Genomic DNA, 13,622 nt, shown 5'->3' on the forward strand with positions numbered 1-13,622 from the left:
CCCTCATAAGAATCATATAGGCTAATGATATGCTGCCAATTAATTTTAGTTGTTTCCTTTGCCATAACTAAGACCTCCTTACTTTCTTCTATAATTGTAGCAAAGGAAATTTAAAATATATACCCGTCTATTTTTTTACGTTTACGTATGTTTTAGAAATTACCTATTATTACTTTGGTACTTGTTGGATTATGTTTCACTGCAGAATTATTATTATGCAATGTGATTTCATTTTTCAGTTTTGGTGTAAAAAACATAAAATGTTAGAATAATCCCTATCTTAATTAGCTTTTAAGCTACTAAACCAAATAACTTATTGATAAATTCAATTTCAGAAAGGGCACATCGATTTAAATCCTCGACCTGCCCTTTTTTTATAATATAGAAAGCTTCAATTCCTTTTAATGTTTTACGTGCAGTATTAAAGGATTGAAATCTCAACCCCGGTTTAATGATTTTTTAATAAACCGATGATCTTGTTCCACAATATTATTGAGATACTTGATTTGACTAAACTTTGTATTTATATTTAGATCTATATTATTTTTTAATTCATTAATAGGTTTAGGATAAGAAGGACTTTTATCAGCAGTAACTACTCTAGGATTTTGATTATGAGGACTTTTTAAAGCTTTTATAAAGAAGCGTTTAGCGGCTTGTATTGCTTTTGTTTGAGAATATCATATACTTGATTTATTTGCACCAGAACCATAAATCTGATATTTAGTGTTATTTAAAATGATTTTTAAAAATTAGATTATATACTAACTCCCTAAATACTGTTTTAGAGATTAATTATAAAGTTTTTTGTATTTTTATTACAAAATAATAGTTAATTTATATTAAATTTATTTAAAAAACAGAAAAAATATAGTAATTTTATTTCGAAAAAATCAAAAAGGAAGTTGATTTTGCTGGATCTGGATAATGAAAAGGATTCTAGTAATATTACGAAAAACAGTAGTTCAATTAGATTTTTAGTTTTAAATAGCTATTTAAAGACTTGATATATTCGATAAAGTATGATATCATTAATAAATCTTAATTAAAGTTTGTAGGAAATAATTAAATTTAAAATAAATTAGAATTGTATCGCTATTAATCGTATTAACTCTAAATTTTTAAATTGATTTACTTTGTACGAAATAATTTAAGAAATAAAATTTGGAGGTATCGATTATGAACGGTACAGTAAAATGGTTTAACGCAGACAAAGGATTTGGTTTTATAACAGGAGAAGATAACGTGGATGTTTTTGCACACTTTTCTCAAATCCAAAAAGATGGTTTCAAGACACTAGAAGAAGGCGAAAGAGTTTCTTTTGATATAGTACAAGGTCCAAAAGGACCACAAGCTGAGAATATTGTCAGCCTATAATTCTATATAGCATATCAAGGACATGAAGATAAACTTCATGTCCTTTTTTCGTTTTGCGAGGCATGTTGTCCTAGTAGGGGTACGCTCAGATGCGTCTAAAAACAGGTACTGTACTGTAAAAAATTCCATAAGTGGTTTAAACATAGCAACTAAGCCAATGTTTAAAGAGCATGTCGAACATTCTACATCTAATTAGCAATTTTTTATAAATTACACTCTAATGAAAGATATTATAATAGGATCATTAGGGTATAGCTTGAATAAACAGTGTAGGAATGTATAAATCTTTTTTATTTAAAAATAATATATATCTGTTGAATTACGATATAATTTTTGCCATGGATTTTATTTGTGGTAGAATGTGGAGAAATAATTTGAGTATAGATTTATTAGAAAAAAATGGACAGGCCATGCTTGTACTACTAATGGGGACATCCTAACAAGAATACGCTGTAGATTTCAAAAATAATTACCTGCGTATTATATTAAGGAGGATGTTAAATCATTCTCTTTTTTCATGTTTAAAAATAAATTCAATATGATTTATAAAGTGATATGTATATATTAGATAATTTAGAATATAAAAACTCGGTTAAAGTATTTTTTTACATTACAACATTTTTAATTTTAGAAATTAAGACAATATATGGTAAATGTTGTATAATTAAGATTGGATTATTTACTATGGATACTCAATATGGTATGGCATAAATAAAAAAGTTATATGACAGCTAATTATGGTTTAACAGATTTGAAAAGGAGTTGTTATAAAAATGAATAAACAAATAAAGGAATTAACAATAAAATTTGCTGATGAAGTTAATCCTTTGGAACCATTTAATGAGAAAAATTGGTTTCGAGATGCGTATCAGACTATGCAAAGAACTAAAAAGGGAGGAACTTCAAAAGAACAGAAAGAAGAAATAAGAAATTTAGTTTTTACTGAAATAAAAAAGATGAAAAATATTGAAGCTACTCAAGAATGTTTTGATAAATGGTTTTATGATGTTGTAAATAATATATCAAAAATTGGACAATTGACATTTGGGCAATCTCAAAAAATTGTAAATATACTTTTAAAGTATTTTTATTGTTATTATCATTCCTAATTCAATGTTGAATGGAATGAAAATAATGTTTACTTGAAAGACTTTTTTAAATATTTTCATACACCTATTGACAATATAGTATTGATTGAATTGAAAAATAGATTTGATTCTCCTAAATTATCAATAATTAAATCAAATTCTCAAGGAGCAAGGTTTGTAGTTGATACAAAATTAGTGCCGTGGTCGAAATTAGAAGATGTTAGTGTTTATAAAGTAGTTCAAGAATATATACATGAACTTACAATAAAGAATGATATTGTAGAAGATAGATTAGGATTTGAAATGTTAGAGCTTTGGAAATAATGTGTCATAATGTGATTTTAAAATAACCTATAACCAATCTAGTTTCTTTTAAAAGCTTAAAAATTATTAAAATAAAAATATAGTAAATCCAATATATCCAGCTAACTGTTATTAAAAATTATAATTGAGTTTGCGATTTACTGTAGATATATTACGATTTCCCTTACTAGTGTATGTAAATAATGATCAATATGGATCAATTAAATTGTGAAAGAAGAAAAAATGAAAAGAGAGTTTTTAGAGTTAACAGCATCATTATTAGAAGTTGAACGTTTAGATGGTCATATAGAGGATTATTCTAATATGATTGAGACTAAAATTAATGAGTACAATATCTTTTTCGATCTAAATAAGGAAATGCATAGATTTAAATCTAAAGATAAAGATATTGTTTTAGGACCAGTACCATTTGCTAGTACTGGTAACAATGTTAAAGTAGCCCTGATGGGACTAAATCCAAAATTTGATAAAGGGCATGTAGCAGACGAAAAGATATCTGCAGGGACAACATGGGATCAATATTCAGATTTTTACAACTCACAGAGAACATTCAATTTTGTAATGAATGAAAAGCATTCAGACTACTATCAAAAGACTACTAAGCTACTACATGCTTTAATGACTGGGAAAGTAGAGGGTATTTCTTCACTAAGAAGGAAATATAATAAATTAGCAAACTGTGATTATGACATTTTTAATGAGTTAACTAGTAGAAATCCTATATTGTTAACAGAGTTTATCCCTTTTCATTCAGCTGAGTTTGCAACAAACAATAATGAAGACTATATAAGTGGACTGAACCCACTTAAGTAGACTCAATAAATAGTCTATTTGATCGGGTTTATTTTTTCAAATTCTAAAGGAGATAAATATAGAAGAGAATAGTGTATTCTTTTTCTGTTGTAAAATAGCTCAATATATTCGGTTGGAAGAATATATAAAAAACAGACAAGTTAAGCTCGTACAATTAATGGGGCACACCCCAAAAAGAATGAATTTTGTATTTCAAAATAATTACCTGCTAATTAAAAGGAAGGTGACTTGGAGTCACCTTCCTTTTAATTATATTTAATAAAGTATATGAAGGCGTTTAAATGTATAGAACAAAGTATGTTAAAAAACAAAAGTAGTTATTAAAAATATTACATACTACATTGACAGATATAATAACTTTAAATACAATGGTAATATATGGGAGGGGATTATGAAAAAAGAACTTGTAGGTCATTGTCCAAGGTGTAGCGATAAATTAATAGTCACACGGCTTATATGTAAGAAATGTGACTTAGAATTAACAGGGGGTTTCGGACTCAGTAAATTTGATTATCTTTCATCTGATGAAATGGATTTTGTACTGACTTTTTTGAAGTACCAGGGTAATTTTAGAGCTGTTCAAGAACAAAAAGGAATGTCATATCCAGCTGTTAAAAAGAAAATTCGTGAAGTTATAATGAAACTAGGGATTGATGATATAGAAGATAAAAAAGAGGAGGTCTCAGATATGGCGAGAGTAAACTTTTTAGCTATAGAATCTAATGATAGTCTTGTAGTTACTAGAATTAAGGAAAAGTTGAATAATTGCGGAGGAAAAGCTACTATCCAGTTGTTACAAGGGGATCCCTGTGATATATGGTATGATGCTAACGGGAAAGGATTGGTCTCACCAAAAATTCCTCCAGCTAATCAGTTAGTATGGGGAGTTTTTGATGCTGCAGTTGAGGTGGTAATCAATAACGGAGGTAAAGCGATTAAAGGTAAAGCACGTTCAGGTGCTAAACTTGGTAGTGATGATCTACCTCTTGATTCAATTGAAGGATATATTGCCCATAAAGTACATGGTGTTCAGGAAGGTGAAACAGCATTTGGTCCGGGGTTCGTAATTGCCGCAGTTCTAGATTGGGCTGAAATTTGTAATAATAAACGAGGATATATTTCGATAAAGCATAGTTTTTTTGAGGATTATAAAGAGGATTACAAAAATGAACGTTAAGAAATGAGGATGTTATTATGAAAGGAGCATTACCAGAAACAATATTCATTTATGAAAAACTATTATACAATGAACAAAAAAGGCAGATTCAAGATTTTCTTGATGATGTACAAATGAAGAAAGAAAAATATGAAACTGAAGTTCTATGGTTAATAGATCAGAAAATTGGTGGAATAGGCGGATACTGCATGCCTGCTGATCCCAAACTTAATCCTTTCCCTGGGGGTATAAACAGAGAACTTTTTCGTCCACTGCAATATGTAAGATCAGAGATTGATATTTGTGATATTCGAATGCATGCAAGACATGTTGTGCACTATAGTGGAATGCATTTAGAAGCGGTACTGAGGTTATTTTTAAAAAATGTGAAACTCATGGGGAAATTGAGATTTTTTAACTCTACATTAGGAAAAGCAGCACATGAAATTTCAAAAATGAATATCTTTGATGGAGTTATTATCGAATCATTATTAAAATTCGTGTCTTTGTATAATAAAGCAAAGCATGAAGTGAATATGATAGAGGAAAGACCACGTATGTTTTCACCGGAAGATGCAATTATATGCTATTTTTCAGCAAGGTTGATTGGACAAGTAGTACTCACAGAATTAAGATATCCTTTGTCTTTAAGTACGTATGATATTAATACTGAAGCATTTGGTTTCTGATAGAATTTAGAGATTAAAATAGGTGATATTTATCTCAATGGACGTGTTTGATGTTTATATTGGGTATCTATATAAAAGAGGTTATATTGGATTGAATCCTATTAAGAATACACAACAAATAATCTGTTTGCCCAGATTTAGTTTTTAAAATTTTAAAGGAGATAAATATACGAGAGAAGAGTATATTTTTTCTGTTAATAAGATAGCTCAATATATTAAACAAAGATATATAAGAAAAAATAGACAAGTTATGCTTGTACCAAAAATGGGTCACACTCCAAGAAGAATGCGTTTTGTATTTTGAAAATAACTATCTGCATATCAAATATAAGAGGATGATAAATCATTCTCTTTTTTTATTTTGAGATTATTTATAAAAATATGCAAAGATATATTTGATTATAAAAATAGAAAATAATAACTTATATATTAATACTAACTTTGTGGAAAATATTGTATAATAAAAAGGTTACTAGATTTCTATTAAAAAGATTGAAATATAAACGCAAGGAGAATGCAATTGTGATTATAAGAAATATTGAAAATAAAGATGCTGAATCATTTTTTTATATGTTAAAAAAATTAGATTCGGAAAATAAATTTATGATGTATGAACCAAATGAGCGAAAAACATCAATTGGAGAAATTATATCAAAAATAGAAGACATACATAAGAGTGGATCATTAACATTAGTAGTAGAGAAAAACAACAAAATAATAGGGTTTTTATCTGCAAATAGAGGATTTGCCAATAGAATAAAACATAGTGCTTATATAGTTATAGGGTTATTAAAAGACTATACAGGAATGGGCATTGGGACTAAGCTTTTTAAAGAACTAGATAATTGGGCATTAGGTAATGATATAACAAGATTAGAATTGACAGTAATGGTCCATAACAAAAATGCAGTCAAATTGTATAAAAAAATGGGATTTAAGATAGAAGGGATAAAGAAAAAATCTTTAATTATAGATGAACAATATATAGATGAATACTATATGGCAAAGATTTTTTGATTATTATAAATCAAGAAAAATATAGTATTCAAAACATGATAAAAACGCAAAAATAAGGAGGGAAAATATGAAAATTATAAGAGTTGGTGAAAGAGGAATTCTTTTTACCTTTTTTGAACTTAAAAGTTCAGACTATGATTGTGTGACTAATGTATATGCTATTAATGGAGATAGACACTTTTTTATATGTGATACTTATCTGGGAACATACTATATAAAGAGAATTAAAAAATACCTTGAAGACAATTTTGGAAAAAAAGAATATATAATATTTAATTCTCACAGTCATTGGGATCATATATGGGGAAATAGTGTATTTAAAGATTTTAAAATAATATCTCATGAATTGTGTAGAAAGCATATAGCCAAATATGGAGAAGAAGACTTAATTAATCACGCACAACAATTTGCAAAAAATAAGATAGAAATTGTTTTACCCAATACTACATTTACAGAGAAAATTGCATTCAAAGAAGAAGGAGTTGAATTCTTTTATACACCTGGACATTCAGAAGATTCAGCATCTTGCTATGACCATAAAGATAATGTATTGTTTGTAGGAGATAATGTTGATGATCCTATACCATGTTTTATGTGCTGGAGTGAATTGGATAAATATAAAGATACTTTAGAATTGTATTTGAAAATAAACGCAGATATTATCGTACAGAGCCATGGCGATATTACAAATAATAATTTAATAAAAAATAATATAAATTATATAACAAAATTAATAACAAAAGAAAAAATAGATTTGGAAAATAAAGATATTTTAAGAAAGCATTTAGTAAATATAGAATGCTTAACACTAAATTTTTAGTAATAAAAAATATTAAAAAATTCAGGAGGGATAATTCTAATGGATATAGTTTACTTATGTGACTATACTCAATATACAGAAATAGTAGCAAGATGGATATTTGAGGAGTTTGTAAAAAGTATAAGACCTGAAGTGACATTTGATATGGTACTTAATAGGGTTAAGGAGAGAAACAAATATGATATTCCTGTAACTCTTATAGTTTTAGAGGGGGATTTGTGTTTAGGAACCGTTTCTTTATTTAATAATGATTTAAAAAATAGACCTAATCTAGAGCCATGGTTAGCTTCTCTTATTGTTAACAAAGAATTTAGAAATAGAGGAATTGGAAAACTCCTTGTTGATGAAATAATAAAAATAGCAAAAAACAGAGACTATAAACAATTATATTTAAGAACTGAAAAAGCTGTTGATTATTATAAAAAATTAGGATGGGATTATATAGAAGAAACATTTGATGATAATATAGGACAAAGCACACATGTTTTTATTAAAAATATAATAGACTGAATGTATTGAATTATTTGCATGTATTTACAGTGAATGAAAATTAAGAAAAAGGAGGAAAACAATGGAATTTAATAAACTACTGGCAATTACAATAATAATACTGATTTCATTTACACCGATTGAAAAAATGAGCTTTGCACAGCTGAAAGTGGAAGGCAGCTACTCTAAATCTGAAAGGGAAGTTCTTTTTAATCCGGGAAGGGGTAGCACATATTTAAGCTCATATGAAGTGCAGGGCAAAGACGGTACGTTTATATGTATTGACGATTTGGAGGCACTCAATTTTACAAAAAAATGGAACTCTAAAAAGCGCCAAACAACTTTTGACCTTAAAGTTGACGAGTACTACTCAGATGAAATACTAGACTTTGAAATAGATGCTGGGATACTCCAAAAGAACAAAGACTATCTACAAAAAAATAAAAACCTTTACAAGAGCGATGTTAAGATATTCGTAAACGGAAAACCGGTTGAAAGTTATAACGCTGGAGGATATTCGCTTGTAAGTGTTGAAAATCTTAAAAATATCGGTTTGGACAATTTTTTTATTTGGGACAATAGTGTACATATTAGCGGAAAGATTTACCCCATGATAAGTGATTTTGGGTTGGGCCTTGTCGATATTTACGGCAATCTCATAGTTAAGCCAAGTTATGATTCTATAGAGTTCTTTGGAGGAAACGATGACAGATACTTTGTAAAAAAAGACGGCAGGTTTATGATAATAGACTCTAAAAATCAATTAATAGCAGATCTTTCATTATACAATTTTTCCCCAAGATCTTATGCGTATTCTACAGAAAGTGGATTAATGAGAATAAGTGATTATGAAAACAACAAGATGGAACTTTTTAACTCAAATGGAGACATCGTAATGTCTAACGACATGATGTCAGAAGTCAAATACAAGGATTCTTATTTCGTGGGAGATAAGTATGTAGTAGGGCAAAAATTTGATGGTTCAAGGCATATCTTCTTGATTGAAAATGAAAATTCAACTCCACTTGTAGTGCTTCAAAAACCAGAAAGAGAGTATTATAGAATTTCAGGCATATGTGAAGGCATGATATTTGAAGGGACTGACTACGGCTCTACTATCAACATATATGATTTAAAAGGCAAAAAGATTCAAAATCCTGGGTATTCATTTATATATCCATTCAATGGAAACTATTCAGTAGCATGGCTTCCAAGCAAAAGGTTTACATTCGTGGACAAGGAACTTAATAGAGTCACAGATATGGACTTTAAGGATGTTTCAAAAATAGAAAAAGGTGTTTTCATATTTCTAAAAGATATGGATTATAATGAAGGACGTAGTAGCGCAACTGGGCTTAAAGGGGCACGGTTTGGAATAGGAAGTCTAGATAATGGAACAATAGTTCCTGCAGAGTATAAAAAGCTCAAAATTTATGACAATCTAATAAGGTTTTCAAAAGAAGGAGAACTTTATGGAGTGATGGATAAATATAAAAATATAATATTGAAAGAAGAGTTTGATGCACTCCAGGTAATAGAAGATAAAATATACGCACGCAAAGGAGAATATCTGTTTACTTATTCGCTTGAAGGAACACTTGAAAACCAAGAAAAGTTTTCTAGTCAGGTTGAACTTAGGGACTACGTGAAAAATTATGCTCAATTCGCATCTGATATAAATTATTATGATTATCCTAAGGATCTTCCTAAAAATGTATGGGACGACTATAGATATGGCCTTTTTACACAAGAAGATATAGACTATTTTGAGGAAAATAGCTACAATGATTCAGAAACCCATTATGGTTCTTCGACAGTGAAATACATGGTGACTAAAAAAGGCATAAGAATTCCATACTGTATAACCACAAGGGGAATGCCAGTACCGCCTCCTGACAATTTTCTTCCAACTTATTTGGAAAAATAGAAATACAAAAAGCCCTAATCTTTTGCAAAAGATCAGGGTTTCAAAAAAATGGATAAGTTATATACTTTGTTATAGGTAATAAATTGATATTTTAGTATATTTATAATTAATAAGTTAAAAGGAGGTATTGTAATGGGGATTTTTAACAAATTAAAATAATCTATATGTAAGAGTAACTACTAACTCTCCCCTGTAGATTATATAAAACAAATATTTATTAAAAAATTTTGCAATGTTTGTTATTGGGAGGTTAAAAATGTCTTATTTTAAGTACGAAAATATTAATATATATTATAGAGTATCTGGTGAAGGAAGACCTTTAGTTATTATACATGGAGATACAGCTTCCTCAAAAATGTTTATACCAGAATTAAAATTCTATTCTAAAAACTTTAAAGTGATTTTATTAGATTTGGTAGGTCAAGGAAAATCTCAGAGAATAGATAAATTGCCATTAAATTATTGGGATTTTAATTCTACTTTAATTATTGAATTATGTAAGCACATTGGTATTACCGATGTTAATCTATTAGGTACAAGTGGTGGAGCTATTGTTGCTTTAAACGCTGTATTGAAACAACCTAGTTTATTTAACAGAATAATTGTAGATAGTTTTATTGGAGAAAATTTATCTTATGAGTTTGCTAAAAAAATTGTAGATGATAGAAAAATAGCAAAAAGCAAGTTATGTTCTAAATTATTTTGGTTTATAATGCATGGCTTTGATTGGAATAATGTAATTGACCAAAATACAAATTTAATTATAAATTTTTCACGAGACATAGGTGATTTTTTTAATTATGAACTTAGTAACATAGAAAATAATGTTTTAATTACAGGAAGCACAAAAGATGATTTAATACCTAGTATTGAAAGCACATTAAAAGATATTAATTTAAAAATGAAAAATTCTAAATTAGTTATTTTTGAAAATGGAAATCACCCTGCTATGTTTAGTAATAAAAAAGAGTTTAGAAACTTAGTGCTGAAATTTTTAGCTTAAATTATAATAAAATATCGTATTATTTAGAATTGAATTTTACGGTATTTTTATAATAGAATATTCTTATGTAGCGTTATAACTGTTTAGAAGTAGAGTATGATAAAATAATTATTTTATCATACTCTATTTTAAAATGAAGAATTTTTTTCTATAATTTTGGACAAGTCATGCTTGTACTACTAATGGGGCATTCCCCAATAAGAATGCTTTTTACATTTTAAAAATAATTACCTGCTAATTAAGGAAGGCGGCTTGGAGTCACCTTCTTTTTAATTACATTTAATAAAGTATATGAATATGTTTAAATGTATAGAATGTTAATTTAATAAGTAAGTCTTTAGAAGTAATAATATATAAAAAATTTATACTATCAATTTAATTTTTAGATAAATATAAGCAACCTTCAAAATCTTAATCTATGAAATATATATTTACGCTAAAGTTGAGGTTTTGTATTATAACGTGTGTTATGTGAAGTGATTTTGTGAAAGCTTTGATTTATCAAGGGTTCTATTTTTGTATGTTATTTATGTCAAAGCGAAATAATAATTATATAATTCACAATTTAAATGAGGAGAATTATTTATGGAAAATGAAAACAAGAGAAAAGGTTTAAATGATAAAGGTCTTTGGAGCCCTAATGCCATAATGATAATAGGATCAGTATTTTCTTTTTTTATTGCTGGAATAATGAGTGCAATTAATTATGGGAGGCTAGGATATATACAGAAAAAAAGAAGGGATATTTATAGTATTGTTCTTGCTCTTGCTGCTTGTTTATTTTTAATTAATATTTCAGATGAAAAAATTACTTCAGGAATGATAGTGGTTGCTATCAATGTAGCCATGTCATTATATTATAAAGCAAACCAAGAGAAAATATATAAAGAACATATGAGAAATAATGGTAAAAGAGGATCTTTAAAAATTCCAATATTATCATCAATAATTGTTATATTAATTTTATTAGGAATCGGATATAGAACTGATTATTTATATCTTAAAATAACCGGGCGATATGAAGGAGATATTTATAATGGTATTGGAAAAATATATGATAAAAACAGTAATATAAAATATGAGGGTGATTTTAGGCATGGTAAACCCGATGGTAATGGCAAATTATATCATGGAAATGAGAGTTTAGCATATGAGGGTGATTTTAAAGATGGCAAATTCGATGGTAACGGTAAAATGTATTATGAAAATGGGAACTTAAAATATGAGGGTGATTTTAAAGATTCTGATTATCATGGTCAAGGCAAATTATATTATAAAAATGGTAATTTAGCATATAATGGTGATTTTAAAGATGGTTTAACATATGGTCAAGGTAAATGGTATAATGAAAATGGAAATTTAAGATATGAAGGAAGTCTTAAAAATGATTTAGCGCATGGTCAAGGCAAATTATATGATGAAAATGGTAATTTGATTTTTGAAGGGGAATTAATAGATGGAGAGCCTGTAAATGGTAAAGCATATGATAAGACAGGAAATTTAATTAAAGAAGGAAATGTAAAGGGAATGTTTGATTAAACAAATTCAAAGCACTGAAAATAATTATTTAAATAGACTATAGCTCAAATAAACAGTGTAGATATGTATAAATCTTTTTTATTTAGAATTGTTTTTATTATTTTAAAATATGTATTTTATAAAATCTAGATTCTAGACAAACAGAATCTAGATTTTCTCCATATGAACAAATTGAAATAGGTAAGTATATTAAATACATATAAGAGTATCGCATATTATTAGTTAATTTGCGTCTGCTAACACAAATGGTGATACTACCTCATGGATGTATTTGAAATATTGGATTAAATCAAGGAGGAGCTACTGCTGATGTTCATTGTTATGATGAAAATAAAACTTGGTTACAAGTTTTAAGTAATTTAGTTCAAACTATAGGTATACAAGAGTTTATAAGAAATTAATTATAAAAAATTTGGAAGGAGATAAAAATATGATTTCTCTTTACTCACTTATAGATATAATAATTCCATTTGTAGTATTTATATGGATAATATATGGAACAATTTTAACTAGAAGAGAGAAAAAACCTATTTATATTATAGGTATAATGAGTTCTATTAGTATTGGTTTGTTCGCAATTATTTTAGAGAGATTAATGGATGTTTATTTTGTAAATTATAGACCATACAAGGATTTGTTTTTTTATATTAATGCTGTAATGGTTATTTTATTAATAGTATCTATGCACATAGCAATATTTAAGACTGAAGATAAACAAGCCAAAAAAATAGGTATCTTTTTTTGTATAAGTATTTGGGTATATATTTTTTTATATGTATTATAACTATAATAATTAAATTAATGAAGTAATATTTATAAATTCAAATTAAAGGAGATGAATTAGCTAAAAAATAATAAATAAAGTTGTAGTAAAAGCGAAATATACTCCTGCCAAAATTCCTATAAGTAGATTACGAAGTCTTGCACAATCAGCGAAATCCCTAAATCAGTAACCGTTTTGAGACGTATAGGCAGAACTGATATTGTTGGGAGGTAATATATGCAACTTAGAAATCTATAAGGATGTAACTAAAATTATATTGTATTTTACACCAGAGGGTGTTTCTAAAGAGTATGTAGTTCAAACTAAAAAATTAAGACAAATCATCTATCAATGGATAGAGTTAAATAAAGATTTATTAAAATAAATTCTCAAAAACGAATGTAGTGTTTTGAAACATATAATAAAGATTATAAGATATTAATATATTCAGGTCGAAAAGAATTTTGTTATTAAAAAATGGACAAGTCATGCTTGTACAATTAATGGGGCACACCCCATAGCCATCAAGCTAAGGATTTTAGAGCAAATTAATTGCCCTCATTCGTTAAAAAATAATATACTAATGCTACTTAAAGTTCTAAGGAGGCAGAAGTATC

Annotated in this window: 16 protein-coding genes; 14 read left to right on the plus strand and 2 right to left on the minus strand. The window is 27.7% G+C overall.

All coding sequences use genetic code 11. The annotated features are described in order from the left end of the window. Positions 1-437 precede the first annotated feature (437 nt). Positions 438-662, minus strand: a complete 225-nt coding sequence (locus WJW32_RS14955) for a DDE-type integrase/transposase/recombinase (RefSeq protein ID WP_445330242.1) — start codon at positions 660-662, stop codon at positions 438-440. A 514-nt stretch (positions 663-1,176) separates the two neighbouring features. On the opposite strand from WJW32_RS14955, the gene WJW32_RS12550 reads away from it, so the two are divergent. From WJW32_RS12550 to WJW32_RS12565, 4 genes are all read left to right on the plus strand, one after another. Next, positions 1,177-1,377: a cold-shock protein gene (locus tag WJW32_RS12550; RefSeq protein ID WP_445330243.1), complete on the plus strand. Its 201-nt coding sequence runs from the start codon at positions 1,177-1,179 to the stop codon at positions 1,375-1,377. A gap of 773 nt (positions 1,378-2,150) precedes the next feature. After that, positions 2,151-2,486, plus strand: a complete 336-nt coding sequence (locus WJW32_RS12555; RefSeq protein ID WP_340258846.1) for a hypothetical protein — start codon at positions 2,151-2,153, stop codon at positions 2,484-2,486. A 90-nt stretch (positions 2,487-2,576) separates the two neighbouring features. Then, positions 2,577-2,789 carry a hypothetical protein gene (locus WJW32_RS12560; RefSeq protein ID WP_340258848.1) on the plus strand — a complete coding sequence of 71 codons (213 nt, stop codon included), beginning with the start codon at positions 2,577-2,579 and terminating at the stop codon, positions 2,787-2,789. A 207-nt stretch (positions 2,790-2,996) separates the two neighbouring features. Continuing rightward, positions 2,997-3,602, plus strand: a complete 606-nt coding sequence (locus tag WJW32_RS12565) for a hypothetical protein (RefSeq protein WP_340258850.1) — start codon at positions 2,997-2,999, stop codon at positions 3,600-3,602. Positions 3,603-3,616: 14 nt separating this feature from the next. On the opposite strand, the gene WJW32_RS14960 is transcribed toward WJW32_RS12565, so the two are convergent. Continuing rightward, positions 3,617-3,724, minus strand: a complete 108-nt coding sequence (locus tag WJW32_RS14960) for an IS3 family transposase (protein ID WP_445330244.1) — start codon at positions 3,722-3,724, stop codon at positions 3,617-3,619. Positions 3,725-3,993: 269 nt separating this feature from the next. Here WJW32_RS14960 and WJW32_RS12570 point away from each other — a divergent pair, with 269 nt between their 5' ends. The 10 genes from WJW32_RS12570 to WJW32_RS12615 all read left to right on the plus strand — a co-directional run bounded on the left by WJW32_RS12570 (position 3,994) and on the right by WJW32_RS12615 (position 13,390). Continuing rightward, complete coding sequence (locus WJW32_RS12570; protein ID WP_340258852.1) at positions 3,994-4,779, plus strand: DUF2089 family protein; 786 nt, start codon at positions 3,994-3,996, stop codon at positions 4,777-4,779. Between the two features lie 17 nt (positions 4,780-4,796). Continuing rightward, the gene (locus WJW32_RS12575; protein WP_340258854.1) at positions 4,797-5,447 is read left to right on the plus strand and encodes a hypothetical protein; all 651 of its coding nucleotides are present in this window, start codon (positions 4,797-4,799) and stop codon (positions 5,445-5,447) included. 522 nt (positions 5,448-5,969) lie between these two features. Then, on the plus strand, positions 5,970-6,464 hold the full coding sequence (locus tag WJW32_RS12580) for a GNAT family N-acetyltransferase (RefSeq protein WP_340258856.1): 495 nt from the start codon (positions 5,970-5,972) through the stop codon (positions 6,462-6,464). A gap of 67 nt (positions 6,465-6,531) precedes the next feature. Further along, the gene (locus tag WJW32_RS12585) at positions 6,532-7,284 is read left to right on the plus strand and encodes an MBL fold metallo-hydrolase (protein WP_340258858.1); all 753 of its coding nucleotides are present in this window, start codon (positions 6,532-6,534) and stop codon (positions 7,282-7,284) included. A gap of 39 nt (positions 7,285-7,323) precedes the next feature. After that, positions 7,324-7,794 (plus strand): GNAT family N-acetyltransferase, encoded by a 471-nt coding sequence (locus WJW32_RS12590; RefSeq protein WP_340258860.1) that lies wholly within the window; start codon positions 7,324-7,326, stop codon positions 7,792-7,794. A gap of 61 nt (positions 7,795-7,855) precedes the next feature. After that, complete coding sequence (locus WJW32_RS12595; protein WP_340258862.1) at positions 7,856-9,700, plus strand: WG repeat-containing protein; 1,845 nt, start codon at positions 7,856-7,858, stop codon at positions 9,698-9,700. Between the two features lie 256 nt (positions 9,701-9,956). Next, positions 9,957-10,703, plus strand: a complete 747-nt coding sequence (locus WJW32_RS12600; protein ID WP_340258864.1) for an alpha/beta fold hydrolase — start codon at positions 9,957-9,959, stop codon at positions 10,701-10,703. A 585-nt stretch (positions 10,704-11,288) separates the two neighbouring features. Continuing rightward, entirely contained in the window at positions 11,289-12,242 is a 954-nt protein-coding gene (locus tag WJW32_RS12605) for an MORN repeat-containing protein (RefSeq protein ID WP_340258866.1), read from the plus strand. Between the two features lie 430 nt (positions 12,243-12,672). Beyond that, on the plus strand, positions 12,673-13,026 hold the full coding sequence (locus WJW32_RS12610) for a hypothetical protein (protein WP_340258868.1): 354 nt from the start codon (positions 12,673-12,675) through the stop codon (positions 13,024-13,026). A 199-nt stretch (positions 13,027-13,225) separates the two neighbouring features. Then, positions 13,226-13,390: a hypothetical protein gene (locus WJW32_RS12615; protein ID WP_340258870.1), complete on the plus strand. Its 165-nt coding sequence runs from the start codon at positions 13,226-13,228 to the stop codon at positions 13,388-13,390. The last annotated feature ends 232 nt before the right edge of the window (positions 13,391-13,622 follow it).

It is taken from the genome of Tepidibacter sp. Z1-5 (assembly GCF_037844525.1).
Lineage (GTDB): Bacteria > Bacillota > Clostridia > Peptostreptococcales > Peptostreptococcaceae > Tepidibacter_A.

Excerpts from the sequence above, each read along its gene's own strand:
- WJW32_RS12555 (WP_340258846.1), top strand. The coding sequence starts at position 2,151 with ATGAATAAACAAATAAAGGAATTAACAATAAAATTTGCTGATGAAGTT.
- WJW32_RS12570 (WP_340258852.1), top strand. The coding sequence starts at position 3,994 with ATGAAAAAAGAACTTGTAGGTCATTGTCCAAGGTGTAGCGATAAATTA.
- WJW32_RS12575 (WP_340258854.1), top strand. The coding sequence starts at position 4,797 with ATGAAAGGAGCATTACCAGAAACAATATTCATTTATGAAAAACTATTA.
- WJW32_RS12585 (WP_340258858.1), top strand. The coding sequence starts at position 6,532 with ATGAAAATTATAAGAGTTGGTGAAAGAGGAATTCTTTTTACCTTTTTT.
- WJW32_RS12590 (WP_340258860.1), top strand. The coding sequence starts at position 7,324 with ATGGATATAGTTTACTTATGTGACTATACTCAATATACAGAAATAGTA.
- WJW32_RS12595 (WP_340258862.1), top strand. The coding sequence starts at position 7,856 with ATGGAATTTAATAAACTACTGGCAATTACAATAATAATACTGATTTCA.
- WJW32_RS12600 (WP_340258864.1), top strand. The coding sequence starts at position 9,957 with ATGTCTTATTTTAAGTACGAAAATATTAATATATATTATAGAGTATCT.
- WJW32_RS12605 (WP_340258866.1), top strand. The coding sequence starts at position 11,289 with ATGGAAAATGAAAACAAGAGAAAAGGTTTAAATGATAAAGGTCTTTGG.
- WJW32_RS12610 (WP_340258868.1), top strand. The coding sequence starts at position 12,673 with ATGATTTCTCTTTACTCACTTATAGATATAATAATTCCATTTGTAGTA.